Source organism: Paracoccus sulfuroxidans, assembly GCF_007830335.1.
Taxonomy (GTDB): Bacteria; Pseudomonadota; Alphaproteobacteria; order Rhodobacterales; family Rhodobacteraceae; genus Paracoccus; species Paracoccus sulfuroxidans.
In genome coordinates this window covers 82,453-104,671 of the sequence record NZ_VLKU01000012.1, presented here as the reverse complement: position 1 = coordinate 104,671, position 22,219 = coordinate 82,453, and the positions used below count along the sequence as shown (strand labels likewise).

Genomic DNA, 22,219 nt, shown 5'->3' with positions numbered 1-22,219 from the left:
ACCTTTCGCCGCAGTCCCGCGTCCGTCCACCGATGAAACGCGCGGGACCGCCTTGCCCCGTCAGGCGGAATGCCGCTTGGCGGGGCCTTTTCGTCGCTGTTCTTCCATTCCCGTCCGTGCGATTTGTGACCTCATGAGCCACCCTTACGCCGACCTGCCTGCCACTGCATTCTGGCGAAGCGCCGTTGCCGGGACCGCGCCCGAGGCGCTGGAGGGGATCGCCGCGCCGAAGTTCCGGCTGGACGGGCAATCGGCCATTGCCACGGCGGGCAGCTGCTTTGCCCAGCATGTCGGGCGGGCCCTGCGGGCGGCCGGGCTGAATGTGCTGGATGCTGAGCCTGCGCCGCCCAAATGCCCGCCTCAGGTGGCGCGGGACTATGGCTATGGCATCTATTCGGCGCGCTACGGCAATATCTACAGCACGCGGCAGCTTTTGCAGCTTTTGCAGGACGCGATGGGGGATGTCGTCGATCCGGCGGCGATCTGGCCGCGTGGCCGACGCTTCCATGACGCGCTGCGCCCGACCATCGAGCCTGACGGATTTGCCTCGCCGCAAGAGGCCGTCGCGCTTCGCCATACGCATCTGGGCAAGCTGCGGGACCTGTTTCAGCGAGCCACGCATTTCGTCTTCACGCTGGGCCTGACCGAATGCTGGGCCGACCGGGAAAGCGGGCGCGTCTATCCGACCTGTCCGGGCGTTGTCGCGGGGGCATTCGATCCGGCGCGGCATGTGTTCATGAACCTCGGCTGGCCCGAGGTGATGGCGGATCTGACGGCGGTGCGGGACCTGCTGCGGGGCCTGAACCCGGATCTGCGGATGATCCTGACCGTCTCACCCGTGCCGCTGACCGCGACGGCTTCGGGACAGCATGTCCTGCAGGCCAGCACGGCGTCGAAGGCGATCCTGCGCGCGGCCGCCGGGGCCTTCGCCGAGGCGCATGAGGACGTCGACTATTTCCCGAGCTACGAGATCGTCACCAATCCCGCAGCGGGGGGCAGGTTCTTCGCCCCGAACCTTCGCGAGGTGACGGCAGAGGGCGTAGCCGCCGCGATGCAGGCGTTTCTGGCGGCGCATGGGGTGGCCGAGCGGGCGTCATCCGCCCCTGTCGCGCTGGATGAGGATGTCGACCTCGGGGACGTCATCTGCGAAGAAATCCTGCTTGAGGCGTTTCGGAAGTGATGCCCTCTAACCTGTTGATTCTGGGGAATTCCCATATCTCGGCGCCGCGCGCGGCGCTGGTCAGCCAGCCCGAGCGCTGGCCCGGTTTCGAGGCCGCGACCTTCGGCATGCCGGGTGGGTCGCTGCGCCATCTGGTGCTGAAGGGCAAGGTGCTGGTGCCCCGCGATGCCCAGACACGGCGGACGATGAAATTCTTCAACCACATCTCCCGCCTGCCGCTGGAGGGGTATGACGGCTTCGTGGTGGTCGGCGGGCTGGCCTTCGCCTCGATGATTTCGCTGGTGCAGGACCACCGCAGCCTTGATTTCCCCTCGGTCCGGGCGGGGGCCGGTTGCGAGCTGGTCTCGACCGCGCTGATCGAGGCGATGATCCGGCAGCGGATCGATGCCTCGGTCGCGATGCTGATGGTGCGCATGCTGCACGGGCTGGGGCAGGGGCCGGTGCTGTTCCTGCCCGAGCCGCTGATCTCTGCCGATTGCCGGACCGATCCCGACGCGCGCGAGGCGACCGTGAGTATCGCGCGGACGGGCGACGGGGCCTATTTCCATCAGCGGGTGATGCGGCAGGCGCGACACCGGTTTGGCCGCTTTTCGACCCTGTTGGAGCAGCCGAAGGACAGCATCGTCGACGATATCTTCACTGACGGGACGCTGATGCGCGGCTCGATCCGGATGACCTTCCGCGATGAGGTGCCCCATGAGGGCACCGATTATGCCCATGCGAATGCCACCTTCGGGGCGATGCAACTTGACCAGATCGTTGAGGCCTTTGCCGCGCTATAGCGCGCTGCGTGGCATCGGGTTTTCGGCGCGATTATAGGGTTTCCAGTCGGTCACATCGGGATAGAACTGCCGCCGCCATGCCCGCACGCGCGGGTTCATCCGCCGCCGCCACAGGGGCGGGATCATCGCCAGAAAGGTCATGGCTGGATAGCCCATGGGCAGTTGCGGCGCCTCCTCCTCGGGGTAGGTCTGCAGCAGGGGAAAGCGCCGGTCGGGCTTGTAATGGTGGTCCGAATGGCGCTGCAGGTTGATCAGCAGCCAGTTCGTCGCGGTATGGGCCGAGTTCCAGCTGTGCCGGGGCAGGACATGCTCATATCGGCCATCGCCCAGATGGCGGCGGGTCAGGCCGTAATGCGCGACGTAATTCGTCAACTCCAGCTGCCAGATCGCGATGAATGCCTGCCAGAGAAACAGCAAAAGCCCCTGCCAGCCACCAAGCACCAGTGCCAGCGCCAGCATCAGCAGTTGCAGCGCGCCATAACGCCAGAAGGGGTTGCGCGCATCCGTGGGCGCGCGGCCCGCGCGCGCCAGCCGCCGGGTTTCCGCCCGCCAGGCGCTGGCCGGACATTCGATCAGCACGCGCAGGAAATAGCGGAAAAACCCCTCATTATAGCGGGCCGAGACCGCATCGCGGGGCGTCGCCACCCAGGAATGGTGGACCAGCAGATGCTCGGTGCGGAAATGCGAATATAGGGTCGAGGCCAGCAGCAGATCGCCCATCCACCGCTCGACCGCGGTTTTCTGGTGCAAAAGCTCATGGGCATAGACCATGCCGATTGTGCCCGAAGCGGTGCCGATGCCGAAGAACAGGCCCAGTTTCTCCCATCCGCCAAGATCGCTGCGGGTCGCGTACCAGATCGCGCCGAAGATCATTGCGGCCTGCAGCGGAAACCACAGGATGGTGATGGCGCGGTACCAGAACAGGTGCGCCTCGGGCGTCTGCGGGTCGGGGTTTTCGGTGTTGAGGCCCATCAGCACGTCCAGAAAGGTCGTCAGATACCAAGCGTAGATAGGCAGCAAGGTGAACCACCAGCCCCCCTGACGCGCCGCCAGCACGACCAGAGGCACCATGCCCAGCGACAGCCAGAAGGGCAGCGCGTCGATCAGCCGGTGGCGGAATGCGGTCTGCATCGGGTCCTATGCCTGACGGTTTTCGTGGAGGTCACTAAGCCCCGCCGTTGCATCCGATGCAATGGCCCATGCCTTGCGCATCAGCCCCGGCAGGGCATTCGGCGAAAATCCGGCCAGCGGCACCAGCTCTCCGCGCTGAGGGTTGCTGTCGAGCCTGCCCAGCAGCACCCGCAGCTCCAGCGAGAAATGGGTGAAGACATGCTGGGCCGTGCCGATCTCTTGCCAGTCGGCGGCGGCAGGCGGCGGCTGGTCCGAACCGTCCCACCCGGTCGAGGGGAAGGCCAGCGTCCCGCCCAGAAGCCCCTTGGCGGGCCGCGTCTCCAGCAGGATGCGACCTTGCGAGAGGCCGATCCAGACCTTGCCCTGACGCTGGGGCTTGGGCTTTTTCGGGGCCTTGCGCGGCAGATCCGCCGCCAGCCCAAGGGTGCGCGCCTTGCAGGGGGCGTTCAGCGGGCAGATCGCGCAGGCGGGGCTGCGGGGCGTGCAGATGGTCGCGCCCAGATCCATCATCGCCTGCGCGAAATCGCCGGGACGGGTGGCGGGCGTGACCGACTGCGCCAGCGCCCGGATCTGGGGGCGAGAGGCGGGCAGGGGCGTCTCGATGGCAAAAAGGCGTGAGATCACGCGCTCAACATTGCCATCGACCACGGTTTCGGCGCGGTCAAAGGCGATGGCGGCAATGGCGGCCGAGGTATAGGGGCCGATGCCCGGCAGCGCGGCCAGCCCCTCCAGCGTGTCGGGGAAGCCTCCGCGCGCGGTGACGGCGCGGGCGCAGGCCAGCAGGTTGCGGGCGCGGGCGTAATAGCCCAGACCCGCCCATTCGGCCATCACCTCGGCATCCTCGGCACCGGCCAGATCCTCGACCCTTGGCCAAAGCGCGGTGAAGCGCAGGAAATAGCCTTTCACGGCCGCGACGGTGGTCTGTTGCAGCATCACCTCGGACAGCCAGACGCGATAGGGATCGGCCGTCCCGCCCCCCGGCGGCACCCGCCACGGAAGGGTGCGGGCATGGCGGTCGTACCATTCCAGCAGATCCTTCGCGATCACTTCCCTGTCACGCAATTTTCAGCCTCTTCACACTGGTAACCGGACGCGCGCCGGTACAGACTGCCGACCAGATTAATCATGCGCAGCACGATGGCCCAGCCGAAACCCAATCATCCCAACCGCCGCAGAATGCGTGGCTTCGAGGCCGCAGCCAGCCTTGTCGCCAACCCGATCCGCGCGGTGGGCGAGACCCGGGGCTTTGCGGTGGCGCGCCTTCTGACCCATTGGGCCGAGGTGGTCGGCCCCGAGATTGCCGCCCATTCCCGCCCCGTCAAGATCAGCCACGGCAAAAGCTTCGGCGCAACGCTGACCCTGCTGGTGCCCGGTGCCCGCGCCCCCCTGATCGAGATGCAATTGCCGCGCATCCGCGAAAAGGTCAACGCCTGCTATGGGTTCAACGCGGTCTCTCGCATCGTGCTGACGCAGACGGCGCCCGTGGGCTTTGCCGAAGGGCAGGCCCAGTTTACCGCAGCCCCCGCGCGCAAGCCCGCCGCCCCCGACCCCGCCTGTCAGGCCCGGGCCGAGCAGCTGGCCGCCGGTTTCCCCGATTCCGCCCTTGCCGCCGCGATCCGGCAGCTTGCCTTGAACACCCTGTCCCGCCGGGACGCATCCGACCGAAAGGCCAACTCATGACTTTGAAACGCCGCTCTCTTCTTGCTGCCGTCGCTGCTGCGGCCGCGCTTAGCGTGACCTCGGTCGCGCCGGTTCTGGCGCAAGAGGCGCAGACCACCGAAGAGCAGATGCCCGAAGGCAAGATCCTGCCCGACATCGTGCTGGGCGATGAGAATGCGCCGGTCACGGTGATCGAATATGCCAGCTTCACCTGCAGCCATTGCCAGGCCTTCCACGAGGAAAACTTCCCCAAGCTGAAGGCGGAGTACATCGACACCGGCAAGGTCAAGTTCATCCAGCGCGACGTCTATTTCGACGCGGTGGGTCTTTGGGCCGGTATCCTCGCGCGCTGCGGCGGCGATGACAAATATTATGCCGTCTCGGACATGATCTTCGACGAACAGAAGACCTGGCTCTCGGCCAAGACGGGCGAGGAAATCGCCGCGAACCTGCGCAAGATCGGCAGCAAGGTCGGGATGAGCGCCGAGCAGATGGACGCCTGCTGGAACGACCAGCAGAAGGTTGCCGACCTTGTCGCCACCTTCCAGAAGAACGCCACCGGCGACGGCATCGAGGGTACGCCCACCTTCATCATCGGCGGCGACAAGGTCCAGAACCAGCCGTGGGATGGCCTGAAGGCGGCCATCGACGCCAAGATCGCGGCCGCTCAGTAAGGATATGAGCGCGCCACTTGCCGGCCTGAAGGTCGTCGAACTTGCACGTATTCTGGCTGGCCCCTGGGCCGGCCAGATTCTGGCTGATCTGGGCGCCGAGGTGACCAAGGTCGAGGCTCCGGAAGGCGATGACACGCGCCGCTGGGGGCCCCCGTTCATCGAGCGTGAGGGCGAACGGACCGCCGCCTATTTCCACGCCACGAACCGCGGCAAGAAATCGGTCATCGCCGATTTCCGCACGCCCGAGGGGCAACAGAAGGTCCGCGATCTGGTCAAGGACGCGGATGTGCTGATCGAGAATTTCAAGGTCGGCGGGCTGGCGAAATACGGGCTGGATTACGCCAGCCTCTCGGTGCTGAACCCGGGGCTGGTCTATTGCAGCGTCACGGGGTTCGGCCAGACCGGCCCCTATGCGCATCGCGCGGGGTATGACTACATCATTCAGGGCATGTCCGGGCTGATGAGCGTCACCGGAGAGCCCTCGGGTCAGCCGCAGAAGGTTGGCGTTGCCGTGGTCGATGTCTTCACCGGCATCTATTCCGCCGTGGGTATCTTGGCCGCGCTGAACCAGCGTCAGCAGACGGGCCGGGGCCAGCATGTCGACATGGCCTTGTTCGACGTGGCGACGGCGGTCATGGCCAATCAGGCGATGAACTATCTCGCGACCGAGAACGCGCCCACGCGGCTTGGCAATGCGCATCCCAATCTGGTGCCCTATGCGGTATTTGACTGCGCCGATGGCTGGATCATCATTGCGACCGGGAATGATGCGCAATACCGGCGGCTTTGTGCGGTCCTTGGGCTGCCCGCGCTGGCCGATGCGCCGCAATACCTGACCAATGCCGACCGGATCGCCAATCGAGAGGGGCTGACCGCCGCTCTGGCCGCCGTGACGGTGACGTGGAAGCGCGATGACCTGCTGGCCGCGCTTGAGACGCAGGGCGTTCCCGCCGGGCCGATCAACGATATGGCGGATGTCTTCGCTGATCCGCAGATCGTGGCGCGCGGTATGCGGATCGACCCGCAGGGCGTGCCGGGCGTGCGCCTGCCGATAACCTTCTCGGAGGCGAAGCTGGCGCTGGATCGTGCCTCGCCCGCGCTGGGGCAGGACGACTGAGCCTTAAGACAGACCCAGGCCCCGCAGTTTTTCCAGCAGCGGGGCGGGGTCATTCAGCTCCAGCCTGACGGGCAGGGCCAGCACCTTGTGCCGGAAACGCCGGGGCAGGCGGGCCGCGTCCTTTTCGGTCGTGACCAGCTGGGTGCCGGTCAGTCGCGCCTCGGCCTCCAGCCGGGTCAGCAGGGCGGGGGTGAAGGCCTGATGGTCCTCCAACGCCTCGGCCCGGACGACCTCGGCCCCCAGATCGCGCAGCGTGGCGAAGAATTTCTGCGGATGGCCGATGCCTGCAAAGGCCAGGACGCGCTGCCCCTGCCAATCCATTCCCGTCTGCAAGGGCTTCAGCGCGCCGGTCAGATGCGGCTGCAACAGGGCCGCGCCCCAGCAATCCGCGAATTGCCGTTGCGCCGAGGCGTCGCCGATAGAGAGCACCAGATCGGCCCGCGCCAGCCCTTTGCCCACCGGCTCGCGCAGGGGACCGGCGGGCAGGCACAGCCCGTTGCCGAATCCGCGTGCGGCGTCGACGACGACCAGCGACAGGTCGTGGTGCAGCGAAGGGTCCTGAAAGCCGTCATCCAGCAGGATCACCTGCGCGCCATCGGCAGCAGCGGCCTTCGCGCCCTCCACGCGGTCATCAGCGACCCAGACCGGAGCGAAGGCCGCCATCAGCAGCGGCTCGTCGCCGACGGCTTCGGCGGTGTGGCGCATCTCTTCGACCCGCAGCGGGCCCTTTTCACTGCCGCCATAGCCGCGCGAGACGATCTGCACATTCACGCCTTTGGCCGTCAGCATCTGGGCCAGCATGATGACGGTCGGCGTCTTGCCGGTCCCGCCCGCGTTCAGGTTGCCCACGCAGATGACGGGAACGCCCACGCGCGCGCGCGCGCCGCGCGCCAGCCTGCGGGCGGTGGCCCCGGCGTAAAGCGCGCCCAGGGGTGATAGCAGCCGCGCGGCTACGCCGGGCGGTGCAAACCAGAAGCGAGGCGCACGTCGGCTCATGCCTTGCCCTCCATCCTGTTCAGAACCCGGTCGGCGATGGTGCGCAACACGGCCGCGCCGCCGGTGCTGATCGCCCAGGCGTTGCGGGCGAGGGTTGCCGCCTGATCCGGCGCGGTCAGATCATCGACGGCCTTCGTCAGCGCGTCCTGATCGGCGATCAGCCGTGCGGCCTCGGCGCTGCCAAGCTGGTTCCATTCCGCCGCATGAGGCCCGGGGATCGGGCCGTGGATGATGGCCGAGCCCAAGGCCGCAGGTTCGAACGGATGGCGCGGCTCAAGGCCCTCGCCCCGCATCAGGGTGCCGCCCATGAAGCAGACCGGGGCCAGCCGGTACCAAAGGCCCATCTCATAGCTGTCCTCGGCGATCAGGACGTGGTCGTCATCCTCGGGGTCATGATCCTCGGTCCGCAGGATCGAGGCGAGCCCCAGACGCTCGCATTCCTTCTGGACCTCGGGGACCAGCTCGGGCGGCAGGCCCGCAATGATCAGCAGGGCGCGGTGGTTGTGATGCAGGGTCGATTGATGCGCGAGCAGGACGGCAGTGACCTCGGGCATGGTGGGGGCGGCGGCCAGCCAGATATGGCGCGCGCGCAGGATCTGGGCAAGCGCGCGACGCTCGGCCTCATTGGCGGGCAGGGGCGGGATGGTTTCGACGATGGGGCCGGTCGTCTCGATCTGCGCGGGGGCGGCGCCCAACTGCATCGCGGCACCAGCGGCGCTTTGATCCGGGACGAGAATGCGGGAAATGCGCGATATCAGCCCCCGGTTGATCGCGCCGCGCCATGAGCTGCGGCGGGTATAGGCGACCAGCCGCGCCTCGGCCAGGATGACGGGAATGCCTGCTTCGGTCACGCCTGCGATCAGCGCGGCGGGAAGCTGGTCCCCGAGGATCATCAGGATGCGGGGGGCCAGCGCCTGCACCATCTGCCGCACCGTCGCGGGATCGCGCGGCACGGGCAGGGTCACGACCACCGAAGGATCGGGGAAGGCGTCCATCGGGATCGCCCCGCCGGTGACCAGAAAGCGCAGATCCGGGTTGCGCGCGAGCATCGCCGCCACCAGTTGCTGGATCGCGGGCGGATGCTCGGTCTTCTCCGACATGTGGATATGCACCAGCGGACCGTCCCCATCGGGGATGGGGATGCTGTCCTGCCGGTCGACGGCCAGCACCGCCCGCCGCCACAGATGCAGCCGAAGCGCCAGGCTGCTTGCCGGAGCCTGACTCATCTGGGGATCAGTTCCCCAGCAGTTCGGTCGGGCTGATCTCGCGTTCCTCGTCGCGCAGGCGATGCAGATGCGCGATGAAATAGCGCGTATGGGCGCTGTCGACCGTGCGCTGCGCCTCGGCCTTCCAGGCGGCATAGGCCGAGGCATAGTCGGGAAACACGCCGACGACGTGGATCTTGTCGGTGTCGCGGAACTCGGTGCGCGAAGGGTCGATAAGCTCTCCGCCGAAAACCAGATGCAGGCGCTGCGCCATCCTGTTCTCTCCTTCAGGAATTTGCGCGGAACCTATCCGAGCGGAGGCCCGGAACCAAGAGCAATTGCCTAAAAGGGCGGGCTTTTGAGGTTTGCGCGACGTCCGGTCAGCCTGTACCCATGACCGGCTGCCAGAAAGCCGCACGCGCCGCGAACCAAGCGTGGTGGTGAGGAACGCAGGCGCAGGGGACGGCCCGGACGTGCGGGTCCCGACGCTTTCTGTAAAATCGCAGGCCGGTTGCCATTCCGGCCTGCGACAGCGGCCTTTTCGGGCAGGGCGCAGATCGGCCAGAGGCGTTTGAATTCTTCGTCAGTGGTACGGGCCGCGGGACTCGAACCCGCACGGGCTTGCGCCCCAGGGATTTTAAGTCCCATGCGTCTACCATTCCGCCACGCCCGCGTCGTTATTGGCTAGCCGTGAGCAAGGAAATTGGCAAGCGAAAGCGCCCCCGAAATGTGACGGGGCCGCCCTGAATGGACGGCCCCGATATCGCCGATCGCGAGGGATCAGAAGGTGGTGGTGATGCCCAGTTTGAACAGGCGGCCGTTTTCACGGTAATCGACGGTGCTTTCGGGCTGTTCGTTGAACAGGTTGTCGATGCCGACGTTCAGGCGCGCGGTATCGGTCAGGTCATAGGCCGCCGCGACATTGACCAGATAATAGGCCTTGCTGTTCTGGCCCGCCGGGACCGATGCCTGCTCACCATTGCCGACGGTCAGATCGTCCTCGACCACATAGCCCGCCTGCTTGCCGATATAATTGACGTTGCCCGACAGCGTCAGCTTGTCATAGGCGCGCCAGTCCAGCCCGGTGGTCACGTTCCATTTCGGCGTGGTGGCCATCGGATAGGCGGTGTCGAAATCGCCGTATTTGAACTCGGATTTGGCGATATAGGTGCCCGAGGTGGTCCAGGTCAGATCGTCGTTCAGATCATGGGTCCGACCGAATTCGATGCCTGCGGTCTTGCCGTAGTCAAAGTTGTCGCGCTGGAACAGGGCACTTTCGGTGGCGGTCGCCTCGCGGATGCGGCGGGCGCTGATCATGTCATCGACATCATTGTAGAAGGCGGTGATTTCCCAGCTGGTGCGTTCGCCCTGATAGTTCAGGCCAACCTCGAAGTTGTCCGAGGTCTCGGGCTTCAGGTTGGGGTTGCCGATGATCGTGCAGGGGCCCTGATAGGGTTTGCAGCCATTGCCACGCGAACCCATTTCATAGTTCGGGTTCAGGTTGCGCAGGTCGGGGGCGACGAACGCCTGCGAATAGCCGGCCTTCATCATCAGCCCGTTGCCAAAGTCATAGTTGGCGTAAAGGCGCGGGGTGACGTGGTTGCCGAAGTCTTCGTGATGGTCAAAGCGCAGCCCGCCGGTGATGCTGAGCGCATCGGTCGCCTGCCAGCGGCCCTCGGCATAGAGGGCGGCAGTATTGGCCGAGCCTTCGATCAGCGAACCAGGCGTGGTGTTCGGATCCTTCAGCTTTTCACGCATGATCAGGCCGCCGATCGTATAATCGAGGGCGCGGCCCCCCACGCGCGTCTGCGAGGTATAGCGGCTTTCCAGCGTGGTGGTGTCATAGTCGATGGAATCGTTCCACGCCTCGTCGGTGGTGTTCCAGCTTTTGTTCTCGCTGGCCTCGTGACGCAGGTAGCTGGACAGATTGCCCTCGCCGATGGTCCATTCATTGGTCACACCAAAGCTCAGCTTGCGGACCTCGTTTTCGTCATGGCCGCCGTCTTCGGCCAGATAGGTGTCCTCGGCCGCCTGAATCTCGGCACCCCATTCCTGGCCCTGCTGCGGGGTCCAGGTCAGGCGGGTGCCAAGCGTGCGGGTCTTGATCCCGTTCGAGGCGTAAAGCGGGGTCAGCACGCCGCCGCGCCCCTCGCTATAGCCATAGGGCGACTCGGGCGCGTCCAGTTCGGACAGCTTGCCCCAGGCCGACATGCTGAGGTTCTGGCCCAGCGGACCCGACACATAGGCCGAGATCGAGCGGCTGTCGGCGGTGGTGTTCTGATCGGCAATGCCGAAATCAGTGGTCACCGAGCCCGACCAGACGTCGGAATTCTTCTTGGTGATGATGTTGATGACGCCGCCCATCGCGTCCGATCCGTAAAGCGTCGACATCGGGCCGCGCACGACCTCGATCCGCTCGATGGCATCCATCGGCACAACCCCCAGATCGCCCTGATAGTGGCGGGCAAAGGTGTTGCGAGAGCTGATGCGCTTGCCGTCGACCAGCGTCAGCGTCCGGCTGGAGGAAAGTCCGCGGAAGGACACGTTGGCATTGCCGTCATTGCCGCGCGTCAGGTTCAGGCCGGGCACGGTGCGCAGCACATCCTTCAGGTCACGCGCGCCAGAGGCCTGGATCTGTTCCTGACCGATCACGGTGATGGAAGCCGGGGCGTCCTGAATTGAGGTGGCGACCCCGGAAGCCGAGGTCACGATGACGACCGTTTCAAGCTCGGTGACGGTTCCGTCCGTCTCTTGCGCATGGGCTGCCATCGGGGCGATCAGAGCGGTCAGGCCAAGCAGAATGGCTTTGCTGGTCCGGGGCGAATGAGCGCGCTGCCACAGGGCGCACGAAAGGTCGGGCATCGTGTTTCTCCATCGTCGATCCGTGATTTGCCTGGGACCGCCGAGAGAGAGCGCGTTCGGTTACCTGAGTGAATCAGTCACCTGTTAGCTCATGGAATTTTGAAAAACAATGCGATGATGCAAATTTGCTGCGATGGCCTGTCGCCAAAATGTAACAGGCCGGGCAAACCTGCCCGGCCCTGCGTCTTGACTGCGGATCGCGTCAGCTGCGGATGCCCTGGAAGCGTTCCTGCCATTCGTCGCGCTGCTCGTCCGAGATCTTGGCGAACAGCACCTCGGGCGTGGTGAAGGCATGCCCGGCGGGCAGGGCCTCCAGCGCCTTCGTCAGATCATCGGGCCAGCTGCCGTCGGTCGTGCCCATCGCCTCCAGCATGGTCTGCGCCGCGAAGGGGATGAAGGGCGAGGACAGCACGGCGTAAAGCCGGATCAGGTTCAGGCCCAGACGCACCTGCATCGCGGCCTTTTCCGGATCGGTCTTGAAGGTCGACCAGGGCGCGGCCGACTGCAGATATTCATTACCCAGAACCCAGATCGCGCGCAATTCGGCGGCGGATTTGCGCACCTCCATGCCGTCCATGAAGCCCTCATAGGCACGGACGCGCGCCGAGATTGCGTCGATCAGCGCCTGCTCTTCGGGACCATAGCTGCCGCCCTCGGGCACCACCTCGCCGAATTTCGAGCGGCAGAATTTGGTGATGCGGCTGACGAAATTGCCCAGTACATCGGCCAGATCCTTGTTCACCGATTGCTGGAAATTGTCCCAGGTGAACTCGCTGTCGCCGGATTCCGGCGCATGGCTCAGCAGCCACCAGCGCCAGTAATCGGCGGGCAGGATCGAAAGCGCCTGATCCATGAAGACGCCGCGACCCTGGCTGGTCGAGAATTGGCCGCCGTCATAGGTCAAGTAGTTGAACGATTTGATATAATCGACCAGCTTCCACGGCTCGCCCGAGCCGATGATCGTGGCGGGGAAGCTCAGCGTATGGAAAGGCACGTTATCCTTGCCCATGAACTGGGTGTAGGTGACGTCCTCGGCGCCCTCGTCCAGACGCCACCAGCGGCGCCATTGGCTGTCAGGCTCGCCCTTGGCGTCGGTGCCCTCGGCGGTCGCGGCGATATATTCGATGGGGGCGTCGAACCAGACGTAGAAGACCTTGCCCTCCATCCCCGGCCAGGGCTGGTCGCCCTTCTTAACCGGAATGCCCCAGTCCAGATCGCGGGTGATGCCGCGATCCTGTAGCCCGTCGCCGTCATTCAACCATTTCTTGGCAATCGAGGTCGTCAGGATCGGCCAGTCCTTCTTGCCGTCGATCCAGGTCTCGATCTGGTCGCGCATGGCGCGCTGTTTCAGATACAGGTGCTTCGTCGCGCGGACCTCAAGGTTCGTCGATCCCGAGATCGCCGAGCGCGGATTGATCAGATCGGTCGGGTCCAGCTGCTTGGTGCAGTTTTCGCACTGATCGCCGCGCGCCTTGTCATAGCCGCAGTTGGGGCAGGTGCCCTCGATATAGCGGTCGGGCAGGAAGCGGCCGTCATCGATGGAATAGACCTGACGCTCTTCGACCTCGCGGATATGGCCGTTTTCGTCCAGCTTGCCGGCGAAATGCTGGGTCAGCACATGGTTGCGCTCGCTGGAGGAGCGGCCGAAATGATCAAACGACAGGCCAAAGCGGCGGGCGATGTCGGCCTGCACCTCATGCATCTCGGCGCAGAAGACCGCGACCGGCTGGTTCGCCTTCTTGGCGGCCAGCTCGGCAGGAGTGCCGTGTTCGTCGGTGGCGCAGATGAACATCACCTCATGTCCGCGATCACGCAGATAGCGGGCGTAAAGATCGGCCGGAAGCTGGCTGCCGACCAGGTTGCCCAGATGCTTGATCCCGTTGATATAGGGAATCGCCGAGGTGATGAGATGGCGCGCCATGGCTTGGTCCTGTCAGGTTTACCGGGGTTGTTTACCGGGCGACGGGCGCGATGACCAGCGCCGCCTTGCACGCGGCTAGCTGAGGCGAGCCAGCGCCTTCGACAAAAGCTCGGGCACGCTGGCGCTGAGCGGCAGGTGCCGGGCCAGAACGTCCTCGACCGTGATCCAGTCGGCGGCCAGCGCATCATCGGCGGCCACTGGATCGCCCGAGATATGGTCGCAAAGCACCGCCGCCAGCAGAAAGTGAAAGCGCAGCCGGCCGTCAGGGTCGCGCAGGATCACGTCGATATTGTCCAGATAGGCGAGGGGCGCCGCGATCACGCCGGTTTCCTCGGCCAGTTCGCGGGTGGCGGCGTCAAGCGCCGTCTCTCCGGGTTCGACATGGCCACCGGGGAAGCCCCAAAGGCCCGCATCCGGAGGGTTCTTGCGCTGCACCAAAAGCACGCGGCCGCCCTTGATCAGGACGGCCAGCGCGGCAAGTCGGGGAAATCCGGACATCGGGCCGGATCAGCGGCGGCGGTCGCGCCGTGCGCTCATCGGCTGGAAGGCCACGCCGACATGCGCCTCGCAATAGGGTTTTCCGGCCACCGAGGGCAGGCCGCAGAACCAGAACTTGTCCGTCGCCGGGTCGCCGATCGGCCATTTGCAGGTCCGCTCGGTCAGTTCCATCAGGCTGAGCTTGCGGGCGCGCTTTTCGACCTCGCGGACCGAGGCCAGCGCCTCGGGGCTGATCTCATTGGCGGAAGGCTGCGGCGGCAGGGGCTGGCCTGCGGGCACGATGGTGCGGCGGTTGAAGGCGGGCGTGACCGGCTGTTCGCGCGGTGCCTCGGCCTCGGCGCGCGGCTCGGGTGCGGCAGCGGCGGCAGGCTCGGGTTTGGGGGCGGGCGCGGGTTTCGCCTCGGGCGCGGCGGGGGCAGCAGCTTCCGGCGCGGCGGCAGGTGCCTCGGCCGGGGCTTCCTCGGTGCGATTCGACAGGCCCAGACGATGGACCTTGCCGATGACCGCGTTGCGCGTCACGCCGCCCAATTCCTTGGCGATCTGGCTGGCCGACTGACCTTCGGCCCACATCCGTTTCAGCGTCTCGACGCGCTCATCCGTCCAGGACATGACTTGCCTTTCCTGCCCGGGATGTTGTCTTCCCGGCACCCATTTGCTTCAAGCTTCAATTCCGAAGATACCGGTTCTAAACCGGGATGGTGTGAAATAGCGCCACAGAGCCAAGAATTCAAGGAGCCGCGATGCATCGCAGCGTATCACCCCCACCGATCCGCGAAATGGGCGTCCGTCGCTTTGGCCGCGTCAACTGGCTGGGGCTGGCGACGCTGGCCCGGCGCGAGATCATGCGCTTCATGTCGGTCTGGCAGCAGACGATCTTTGCACCGCTGATGACGGCGGGGCTGTTCCTTGTCGTCTTCGCGCTGGCGCTTGGCCAGAACCGGGGCGAGGTCATGGGCCTGCCGCTGCTGGCCTTTCTGGGGCCGGGCATCCTGATGATGACCGTCATCCAGAACGCATTCGCCAATACCTCATCCAGCCTCATTTCGGCCAAGATGCAGGGCAATATCGTCGACACGCTGATGCCGCCGCTTTCGGCGGGCGAGATCCTGACGGGCTATCTGACCGGCGCGCTGGTCCGGGCGCTGATCGTCGCCTCGGTCATCGCGGCGGGCATGGCGCTGGTGCTGGGGCAGGGCATCCAGCATCCGCTGTGGGCGCTGGCCTTCGTCGTGTTGGGCGCGCTGCTGATGGGCGGCCTTGGGCTTCTGGCCGGGATCGTTGCGCAGAAATTCGACCAGATGGCGGTCATTACGAACTTTGTCGTGACGCCGCTGTCGTTCCTGTCGGGCACCTTCTATTCGGTGCAGGCCCTGCCCGAGCCGTTCCGCACCCTCGCCCACTGGAACCCGATCTTCTATCTGATCGACGGCGCGCGCTACGGCATTGCCGGAGTGTCGGACGCGCCGCCCCTGCGCGCGCTTCTGGTCTGCAGCGCGGTGGTTCTGGCGGTGCTGGGGCTGGCCTGGTACTGGATCAGGACAGGTTATCGTATGAAACCCTGACCAGCAGCGAATCGCGGGTCTTCGTCACCGGATCGCTGTCGCGCATGATGTCCCACCAGCGGCTGAGGCGCGGGAACCCGGCCAGCATGCGCGCGCCCTCGGGTGCTGCGACGAAGGCGTCGACCATGGCCGCCAGATGCAGATCGGCCAGACTGATCTCGGTGGCCGATTGCGGCACGATCAGCGGCTCCAGTGCGGTTAGGACCTTGTGGCTGGCCTCCAGCCCCGCCTGCACCTGCCAATCCTGGATCGGTTCACCCTTTGCGGGCGCGAAGACCGCCTTGGCATAGACCTGCCGGACCATCGGCTGATAGCCGTAATTGTCGATGATCGAGATGATCTGCGTCATTCGCGCCCGCCGCGTATAGCCGCCGGGCTGCAGGGACGGGCCCTCGAACCCCTCATCCAGATAGCGGCAGATCGCCGCGGTCTCATAGATGATGAAATCGCCGTGCTCCAGCACGGGCACGCGGCCAAAGGGGTGCAGCTTGGTGTAAGAGCCCGGCATGGGCCCGAAAGGGTCGGTCTCGACCCACTCGGCCTCCAGCCCCTTGGCGACCAGCACCATGCGCAGGACCCGGGAATAGACGCTGTAGCGATAGCCATGAACAATAATCGACATGGCGGGAACCTAGCATGCCGCGCGCCCGAACGGGTTCTGAATATCGCCCGCGTCACAGCCTGTTCATCCTGATTTTTTGCAGATTGCGCGAATGAAATTTCCGCGCTAGTCATTCCGCCATGATCGTATGGACCGTTGCCCGCATTGCCCGTCCCCGACGTTGAATCTCAACGTCCGATCTCGCCTGCCTTCGCAAATTGTCGATGCCGCACTGACGCGGTACTTCCCTGCAAGAGGACTTTCCCATGATTCCGCATGTCCTGCCGACCTATAATCGCGCCGATCTTGCCTTTGAAAAAGGCGAGGGGGCCTGGGCCATCACGGCGGACGGCACCCGATATCTCGACCTTGGGGCCGGGATTGCGGTGAATGCCCTTGGCCACGCCAACCCGCAACTGGTCGAGGCGTTGACCGATCAGGCGGGCAAGATCTGGCATGTGTCGAACCTCTACCAGATCCCGCAGCAGGAACGGCTGGCCTCGCTTCTGGTCGAACATACTTTCGCGGATACCGTCTTCATCACCAACTCGGGCACCGAGGCGGCCGAGCTGTCGATCAAGATGGTGCGCAAATTCTGGGCCGAGGCGGGTGATCCCGACCGGATCGAGATCCTGACCTTCGAAGGCGCGTTCCACGGCCGCTCGACCGGGGCGATCGCCGCTTCCGGGTCCGAAAAGATGGTGAAGGGCTTCGGCCCGCTGATGCCCGGTTTCCGGCAACTGCCCTGGGGCGATATGGAGGCGCTGAAGGCCGCGATCTCGGACCGGACCGCGGCTGTCATGCTGGAGCCGATCCAGGGCGAAGGCGGCATCCGCCCGCTTTCGGATGACGACATGCGCCTGATCCGCCAGCTTTGCGACCAGACCGGCGCGCTGCTGGTGCTGGATGAGGTGCAGGCGGGCATGGGCCGGACCGGACGCCTGTTCGCGCATGAATGGTCGGGCATTCGCCCCGATATCATGATGGTCGCCAAGGGCATCGGCGGAGGCTTCCCGCTGGGCGCGGTGCTGGCGACGGAAAAGGCCGCCAGTGGCATGGTCGCGGGCTCGCATGGCTCGACCTATGGCGGCAACCCGCTGGCCTGCGCGGTCGGCGCGAAGGTGATGGAGATCATCGCCACGCCGGAGTTCCTGGCCGAGGTGAACCGCAAGGCGGGCCTTTTCCGCCAGAAGCTGGAAGCGTTGGTGGCAGCCCATCCCGAGGTCTACGAAAGCGTCCGGGGGCAGGGCCTGATGCTGGGTCTTCGGACCCATGTCGCGCCCGCCGATGTGGTGAAGGCAGGCTATGCCGAGCATCTGCTGACCGTGCCCGCCGCTGACAGCACGCTGCGCCTGCTGCCGCCGCTGAACATCTCGGACGATGAAATCACCGAGGCGGTGGCACGGCTTGACCGGGCTGCCAGCCGGATCGATGGCCAGTAATCGGTTCCATCCCGGAACTTCGGCTGGCCCGTTCTCTCGGGCCGGCCAGCAACGGCTGGCCTGCGCGAAAGCGGCCAGCCACACGACCTTGGTGCGCGTGCTGACGCGTCACCGATGAGGGGAAAGACGTCATTCCTTCCGGCAGGCCGCAGCGCCAGCCCTTGACCTTCCCCCGGCAAGCCTGCTTGCTTGCAAAATCGCACCAGAAGAAGCTGACAAATGAACCATTTCCTCGACATCCACACCACCGACAAGGCTGCGCTGCGTGGCATGATCGACAATGCGCGCCAGATGAAAGAGGCCCGTGCGGGCCAGCCGAAAGCCACGCCGGATCAGGACCATCCGCTGAAGAACCGCATGGTTGCGCTGATCTTTGAAAAGCCCTCGACCCGGACCCGCGTGAGCTTCGACCTTGGCGTGCGCCAGATGGGCGGCCAGACGATGGTGCTGTCGGGCAAGGAAATGCAGCTGGGTCATGGCGAAACCATCGCCGATACCGCCCGCGTGTTGTCGCGCTATGTCGACCTGATCATGATCCGTACCTTCGAAGAGGCGACTCTTCAGGAGATGGCTGAATACGCCTCGGTCCCGGTGATCAACGGGCTGACGAACCGCACCCACCCCTGTCAGATCATGGCCGATGTCCTGACCTATGAAGAGCATCGCGGCCCTATCGCCGGGCGCAAGGTGGTCTGGTCGGGTGACGGCAACAACGTCTGCGCCAGCCTGATCCATGGGGCCGGGCAGTTCGGTTTCGATTTCACCTTCACCGGCCCGCAGACGCTGGACCCCGAGCGTGAGGCGCTGGAATTCGCGCGCGCCCAAGGCGTGCAGGCGGTGATAGAACGCGATCCGGCAAAGGCCGTTGAGGGTGCCGATCTGGTGGTGACCGACACCTGGGTCTCGATGCATGATCCGCAATCGGCGCGCGAACGGCGGCACAACCAGCTGCGCGGCTATCAGGTCAATGAGGCGCTGATGGCCCATGCCAAACCCGACGCGCTGTTCATGCACTGTCTGCCCGCGCATCGCGATGATGAGGTTACCAGCGCGGTCATGGACGGCCCGAATTCGGTGATCTTTGACGAGGCCGAAAACCGGCTGCATGCGCAAAAGGCGGTCATGCGCTGGTGCCTAGGTCTTTGACCCTGCGCTTGCGGGGCCGGGCCAATCCCGGCTCCGCCTGCCTTTGGCGGTGAAACTGTCTTCCGCCTTGAATCTCCGACGCGCGCCAATGGTCCAGCCTTGGCGCGCGTTGCGTTCAATCCTCGCGGAAGGCGCGGGTAAAGTAATCCGTCAGGGGCTTGAGCAGATAGGCCAGCGGGCTGCGCTCTCCGGTCTGGATATAGACCTCGACCGGCATGCCGGGCACCAGCTCCAGCCCCTTCAGCTTGGCAATCTGCTCGGGCGGGATTGAGACTTCGGCCCGGTAGTAGGGGATATGCGTCGCCTGATCGATCAGCGTGTCGGGCGAGACCCGCGTCAGGATGCCGTCGATCTCGGGCGTGGTCCGCGACGAGAATGAGGCGAAGCGCAGCACGACCTCCTGACCCGGATGGATCTCGTCGACGTTGATCGTCGCGACCTTGGCGCCGACGACCAGCGGACGATCCTGCGGGATGATATAGAGGATCGGATCAGCCGGACGGATCACCGAGCGGGGCGTCGTCACCTGCAATTCCTGCACGACACCCGAAACCGGCGCGCGAATCTCCAGCCGGGAGACCTGTTCGGTCAGGGCCCGGCGGCGTTCGGCCAGCTCCAGCTCGCGATAGCCCAGATCGCGCAATTCGGTCTCGGCCTCCTCGCGGCGGGTGGCGCTGCGTTCCAGCTTGTTCAGCTCGATCTCGGCCAGCTGAGTCTGCGCGCGGGCGCGCATGGCGGTGACCTCGCCGATCTGGCCGTCCAGACGCGCCGCCTCGCGTTCCAGCGCAAGGACGCGCGGGGCCTGCGCCAGACCTTTTTCCAGCAGCGAGCGCTGGTCGCGCAATTCCTGCTCGATGAAGGTGCGCTGCTGGTTCAGGGCCAGCGTCTGCGCCTGAACCCCCTCGATCTGCGATTCGACCTGCTCGGCCTGCTTGTCGAGCTGACCTAGCGACTGCTTCAGCGTATCAAGGCGCGCGGTGAACAGGCTCATCTGCCCGTCCATCATCGATTTGACGTCCGGGCGTTTGGTCGAAAACTCGACCAGCTCTTCGGGGAAGGTCAGTTCGCTCAGATCGGCGCGTTCCGCTTCAAGCCGGCCACGGCGGGCCAGAATCTCGAAATACTGGCCCTCGACGATGGCGAGTTCGGTATTCAGCAGGGTGCCGTCCAGACGGATCAGCGGCTGCCCGGTGGTGACGGATTCGCCATCCTTGGTCAGGATTTCCGAGACAACGCCGCCGTCCGGATGCTGGACGACCTGACGGCGCTGTTCGACCTCGACCTGACCCGAGGCGACGACGGCCCCAGCAATCTTCGCGGTCCAGGCCCAAAGGCCGAAGCCCCCGAACAGCAAAAGCAGGCCCAGAAGCCCCAGAATGATCGGCTTGCGCGCCGACCATTCGGGCCGTTTGGGCGGAGGTGGCGGCTCGGTCGGCGGGGGATCGGTGCGGCGCGCGCGGAAGCGCGGCATGTCGCGCCCGGCATCGCCATCGACGGGAATTTTCTCGACCGGCGCGCGGCCGGTTTCAGCGCGTTCGCTCATGTCACGCCTCCGGCCTGTCCCTGGCTTTTGGTGATCTGTTCGGCGTTTTTCACCATGGATTTCAGGACCTCATCCCTTGGACCGAAGGCCCGGCGCGTGCCCTGGTCAAGGACCAGCAGCTGTTCACATTCCGAGATCGCGGCCGGGCGGTGGGCCATGATGATGACGGCCCCGCCGCGTGCTTTGATGTTGCGGATGGCCAGATTCAGCGCGTTCGAGCCCTCATTGTCGAGGTTCGAGTTCGGTTCATCCAGAACGAACAGCACCGGCTCGGCGTAAAGCGCGCGGGCCAGCCCGATCCGCTGGATCTGCCCGCCCGACAGGCGCCCGCCCGTCTGGGTGACCAGCGTGTCATAGCCGTTCGGCAGGTCCAGAATCATGCGATGCGCGGCGGCGGCGGTGGCGGCCTCGACGATGCGCTGCGGATCGGGATGGGCCGAAAGCCGGGCGATGTTTTCGGCAATGGTGCCGTCGAACAGCGTGACCTGCTGGGGCAGATAGCCGATCAGGCTGCCCAGCACGTCCGGATCATATTGGTCGAGCGTCGCACCGCCCAGCCGGATCGAGCCTGCGGCAATCGGCCACGCGCCGATCAGTGCACGCGCCAGCGTCGATTTTCCCGCGCCCGAGGGGCCGATGACGCCAAGCGCCTGGCCGGGCGACAGATCGAAGCTGACGCCGCGCAGCGTGGCGGGCCCCTGGCCCGGGGGCACGATTGAAAGCTGGCGCACCTCAAGCTGGGCAGGAGGGCGGGGCAGGGGGGTGCGCTTTTCGGTCGGCGGACGGCGCGACAGCAGGGCTGACAGTCGCTTCCAGCCATCCAGCGAGCGCTGGACCATCGACCAGCCGCCCACGACCTGTTCGATCGGGGCCAACGCGCGGCCCATCAGGATCGATGAGGCGATCATCGCACCCGGAGTCACCTCTTGCTTCAGCACGAGCCAAGCGCCCGCCGCCAGCAGGGCGCTTTGCAAAAACAGTCGGAAGGTGCGGGAAAACACGGTGAATGAGCTGGCGCGGTCGGCGCTGCGCATGGTCGCCTCGGTCGCCTGATCGCGCGCGCTTTGCCAGCGGCGGAAGGCGGCGTTGCGCATGCCAAGCGAGCCGATCAGCTCACCCTCTTCGCGGTAGAGGTCCGACATCCGCTCGGCCGTTTGCGAGGCGATGGCCGCCTCTTGCAGGGCCTCGCGGCTGAGCCATTGGTTGAGCAGCGTGGCGATCACCAGCACCAGCAGGCCGACCGTGGCGACGACACCCAGCCAGAAATGGAAGATATAGACGGCGGCGAGGAAAAAGGGCGCCCAGGGCAGGTCAAACAGGGCCATCATCACCGGCGAGGAGATCAGCCTTTGCACGGCCTCGAGATCGCGCATGCCGCCCCGCACGACCGCGTCCGAGCCGCTGGCCGAGCCGTCCTGAAGCGCGGCAGTGAACACCCGGCCTTCAAGCTTTTCCTGAAAACGCGCGGCGATGCGGGACATGACGCGGGTGCGCGCCGCGTCGATCAGGCCCATCAGGGCAAAGAGGAACACGACGAGCACGAAAAGCGCCGTCAGCGTCTCGACCGAGCGGCTGGCAAGGACACGGTCATAGACCTGCATCATGAACAGCGGGCCGGTCAGCATCAGCAGGTTCACGGCGAAAGAGAAAATGCCGACGAAGACCAGAAGCGGCAACGCCATGCTGCGCGCTGATGAAAGCTCGCGTTTTCCGTCGTGACGTATGGGTGCCGCCATGCCGATCCCTTCCTGTCATGCGCGGCCGGGGTTGCCCGGCGTACGACCTGCCCTTATCCCATCCGCAGCGCAGGCAACAGCCTCAAGGTGGCGATTGATTCGCTGTCACTGGTGTTGGTTATACGCGCAGAAAGTTAGGAAGAGTTTGCGTATCCTGATCCCCG

Annotated in this window: 20 protein-coding genes and 1 tRNA gene; 8 read left to right on the top strand and 13 right to left on the bottom strand. The window is 65.4% G+C overall.

Annotated features, from left to right (window positions below; all coding sequences use genetic code 11):
• The first annotated feature begins 133 nt into the window (after positions 1–133).
• Both IQ24_RS17090 and IQ24_RS17085 read left to right on the top strand, forming a co-directional pair.
• Positions 134–1,180 (top strand): GSCFA domain-containing protein, encoded by a 1,047-nt coding sequence (locus IQ24_RS17090; protein ID WP_145399497.1) that lies wholly within the window; start codon positions 134–136, stop codon positions 1,178–1,180.
• The gene (locus tag IQ24_RS17085; RefSeq protein WP_145399496.1) at positions 1,177–1,962 is read left to right on the top strand and encodes a hypothetical protein; all 786 of its coding nucleotides are present in this window, start codon (positions 1,177–1,179) and stop codon (positions 1,960–1,962) included. Before IQ24_RS17090 ends, IQ24_RS17085 begins: the two co-directional genes overlap by 4 nt.
• Here the strand turns inward: IQ24_RS17085 and IQ24_RS17080 are convergent.
• Together IQ24_RS17080 and IQ24_RS17075 are read right to left on the bottom strand one after the other, a co-directional pair.
• Positions 1,957–3,093 carry an alkane 1-monooxygenase gene (locus IQ24_RS17080; RefSeq protein WP_145399495.1) on the bottom strand — a complete coding sequence of 379 codons (1,137 nt, stop codon included), beginning with the start codon at positions 3,091–3,093 and terminating at the stop codon, positions 1,957–1,959. The two genes, IQ24_RS17085 and IQ24_RS17080, sit on opposite strands and share 6 nt — an antisense overlap.
• A gap of 6 nt (positions 3,094–3,099) precedes the next feature.
• Entirely contained in the window at positions 3,100–4,155 is a 1,056-nt protein-coding gene (locus IQ24_RS17075) for an A/G-specific adenine glycosylase (RefSeq protein WP_242008295.1), read from the bottom strand.
• A 63-nt stretch (positions 4,156–4,218) separates the two neighbouring features.
• Between IQ24_RS17075 and IQ24_RS17070 the strand changes: the two genes are divergently transcribed.
• Genes IQ24_RS17070 through IQ24_RS17060 form a run of 3 tightly spaced genes read left to right on the top strand, consistent with a single transcriptional unit; the run spans position 4,219 to position 6,543 of the window.
• Complete coding sequence (locus tag IQ24_RS17070; protein ID WP_242008293.1) at positions 4,219–4,773, top strand: DUF721 domain-containing protein; 555 nt, start codon at positions 4,219–4,221, stop codon at positions 4,771–4,773.
• The gene (locus IQ24_RS17065) at positions 4,770–5,426 is read left to right on the top strand and encodes a DsbA family protein (protein ID WP_145399494.1); all 657 of its coding nucleotides are present in this window, start codon (positions 4,770–4,772) and stop codon (positions 5,424–5,426) included. The genes IQ24_RS17070 and IQ24_RS17065 overlap by 4 nt, the downstream gene beginning before the upstream one ends.
• 4 nt (positions 5,427–5,430) lie before the next feature.
• On the top strand, positions 5,431–6,543 hold the full coding sequence (locus IQ24_RS17060) for a CaiB/BaiF CoA transferase family protein (protein ID WP_145399493.1): 1,113 nt from the start codon (positions 5,431–5,433) through the stop codon (positions 6,541–6,543).
• Between the two features lie 3 nt (positions 6,544–6,546).
• Here the strand turns inward: IQ24_RS17060 and lpxK are convergent, their stop codons facing one another.
• The 8 genes from lpxK to IQ24_RS17020 form a co-directional block, all read right to left on the bottom strand.
• The gene (gene lpxK, locus IQ24_RS17055) at positions 6,547–7,539 is read right to left on the bottom strand and encodes a tetraacyldisaccharide 4'-kinase (RefSeq protein WP_145399492.1); all 993 of its coding nucleotides are present in this window, start codon (positions 7,537–7,539) and stop codon (positions 6,547–6,549) included.
• Entirely contained in the window at positions 7,536–8,765 is a 1,230-nt protein-coding gene (locus IQ24_RS17050) for a 3-deoxy-D-manno-octulosonic acid transferase (protein ID WP_145399491.1), read from the bottom strand. The genes lpxK and IQ24_RS17050 overlap by 4 nt, the downstream gene beginning before the upstream one ends.
• 7 nt (positions 8,766–8,772) lie before the next feature.
• Positions 8,773–9,018 carry a DUF4170 domain-containing protein gene (locus IQ24_RS17045; protein ID WP_145399490.1) on the bottom strand — a complete coding sequence of 82 codons (246 nt, stop codon included), beginning with the start codon at positions 9,016–9,018 and terminating at the stop codon, positions 8,773–8,775.
• Between the two features lie 313 nt (positions 9,019–9,331).
• Positions 9,332–9,417 (bottom strand) — tRNA-Leu (locus IQ24_RS17040).
• A gap of 107 nt (positions 9,418–9,524) precedes the next feature.
• A complete protein-coding gene (locus IQ24_RS17035) occupies positions 9,525–11,606 on the bottom strand; it encodes a TonB-dependent receptor plug domain-containing protein (protein WP_242008291.1) in 2,082 nt (693 codons plus the stop codon).
• Between the two features lie 202 nt (positions 11,607–11,808).
• Positions 11,809–13,527 (bottom strand): methionine--tRNA ligase, encoded by a 1,719-nt coding sequence (metG, locus tag IQ24_RS17030; protein ID WP_145399489.1) that lies wholly within the window; start codon positions 13,525–13,527, stop codon positions 11,809–11,811.
• Positions 13,528–13,602: 75 nt separating this feature from the next.
• Positions 13,603–14,025, bottom strand: a complete 423-nt coding sequence (locus IQ24_RS17025) for an NUDIX hydrolase (protein WP_145399488.1) — start codon at positions 14,023–14,025, stop codon at positions 13,603–13,605.
• A gap of 9 nt (positions 14,026–14,034) precedes the next feature.
• The gene (locus IQ24_RS17020) at positions 14,035–14,634 is read right to left on the bottom strand and encodes a GcrA family cell cycle regulator (RefSeq protein WP_145399487.1); all 600 of its coding nucleotides are present in this window, start codon (positions 14,632–14,634) and stop codon (positions 14,035–14,037) included.
• Between the two features lie 131 nt (positions 14,635–14,765).
• On the opposite strand from IQ24_RS17020, the gene IQ24_RS17015 reads away from it, so the two are divergent.
• Positions 14,766–15,587 carry an ABC transporter permease gene (locus tag IQ24_RS17015; RefSeq protein WP_242008289.1) on the top strand — a complete coding sequence of 274 codons (822 nt, stop codon included), beginning with the start codon at positions 14,766–14,768 and terminating at the stop codon, positions 15,585–15,587.
• Here IQ24_RS17015 and IQ24_RS17010 read toward each other — a convergent pair.
• The gene (locus IQ24_RS17010; RefSeq protein ID WP_145399486.1) at positions 15,559–16,209 is read right to left on the bottom strand and encodes a glutathione S-transferase family protein; all 651 of its coding nucleotides are present in this window, start codon (positions 16,207–16,209) and stop codon (positions 15,559–15,561) included. The two genes, IQ24_RS17015 and IQ24_RS17010, sit on opposite strands and share 29 nt — an antisense overlap.
• 245 nt (positions 16,210–16,454) lie before the next feature.
• On the opposite strand from IQ24_RS17010, the gene IQ24_RS17005 reads away from it, so the two are divergent.
• Positions 16,455–17,630 (top strand): aspartate aminotransferase family protein, encoded by a 1,176-nt coding sequence (locus tag IQ24_RS17005; protein ID WP_145399485.1) that lies wholly within the window; start codon positions 16,455–16,457, stop codon positions 17,628–17,630.
• A gap of 219 nt (positions 17,631–17,849) precedes the next feature.
• Positions 17,850–18,776, top strand: a complete 927-nt coding sequence (argF, locus tag IQ24_RS17000; protein WP_145399484.1) for an ornithine carbamoyltransferase — start codon at positions 17,850–17,852, stop codon at positions 18,774–18,776.
• A 115-nt stretch (positions 18,777–18,891) separates the two neighbouring features.
• On the opposite strand, the gene IQ24_RS16995 is transcribed toward argF, so the two are convergent.
• The gene (locus tag IQ24_RS16995) at positions 18,892–20,319 is read right to left on the bottom strand and encodes an HlyD family type I secretion periplasmic adaptor subunit (RefSeq protein WP_145399483.1); all 1,428 of its coding nucleotides are present in this window, start codon (positions 20,317–20,319) and stop codon (positions 18,892–18,894) included.
• Positions 20,316–22,055 (bottom strand): type I secretion system permease/ATPase, encoded by a 1,740-nt coding sequence (locus IQ24_RS16990; protein WP_145399482.1) that lies wholly within the window; start codon positions 22,053–22,055, stop codon positions 20,316–20,318. Before IQ24_RS16990 ends, IQ24_RS16995 begins: the two co-directional genes overlap by 4 nt.
• Between the last annotated feature and the right edge of the window lie 164 nt (positions 22,056–22,219).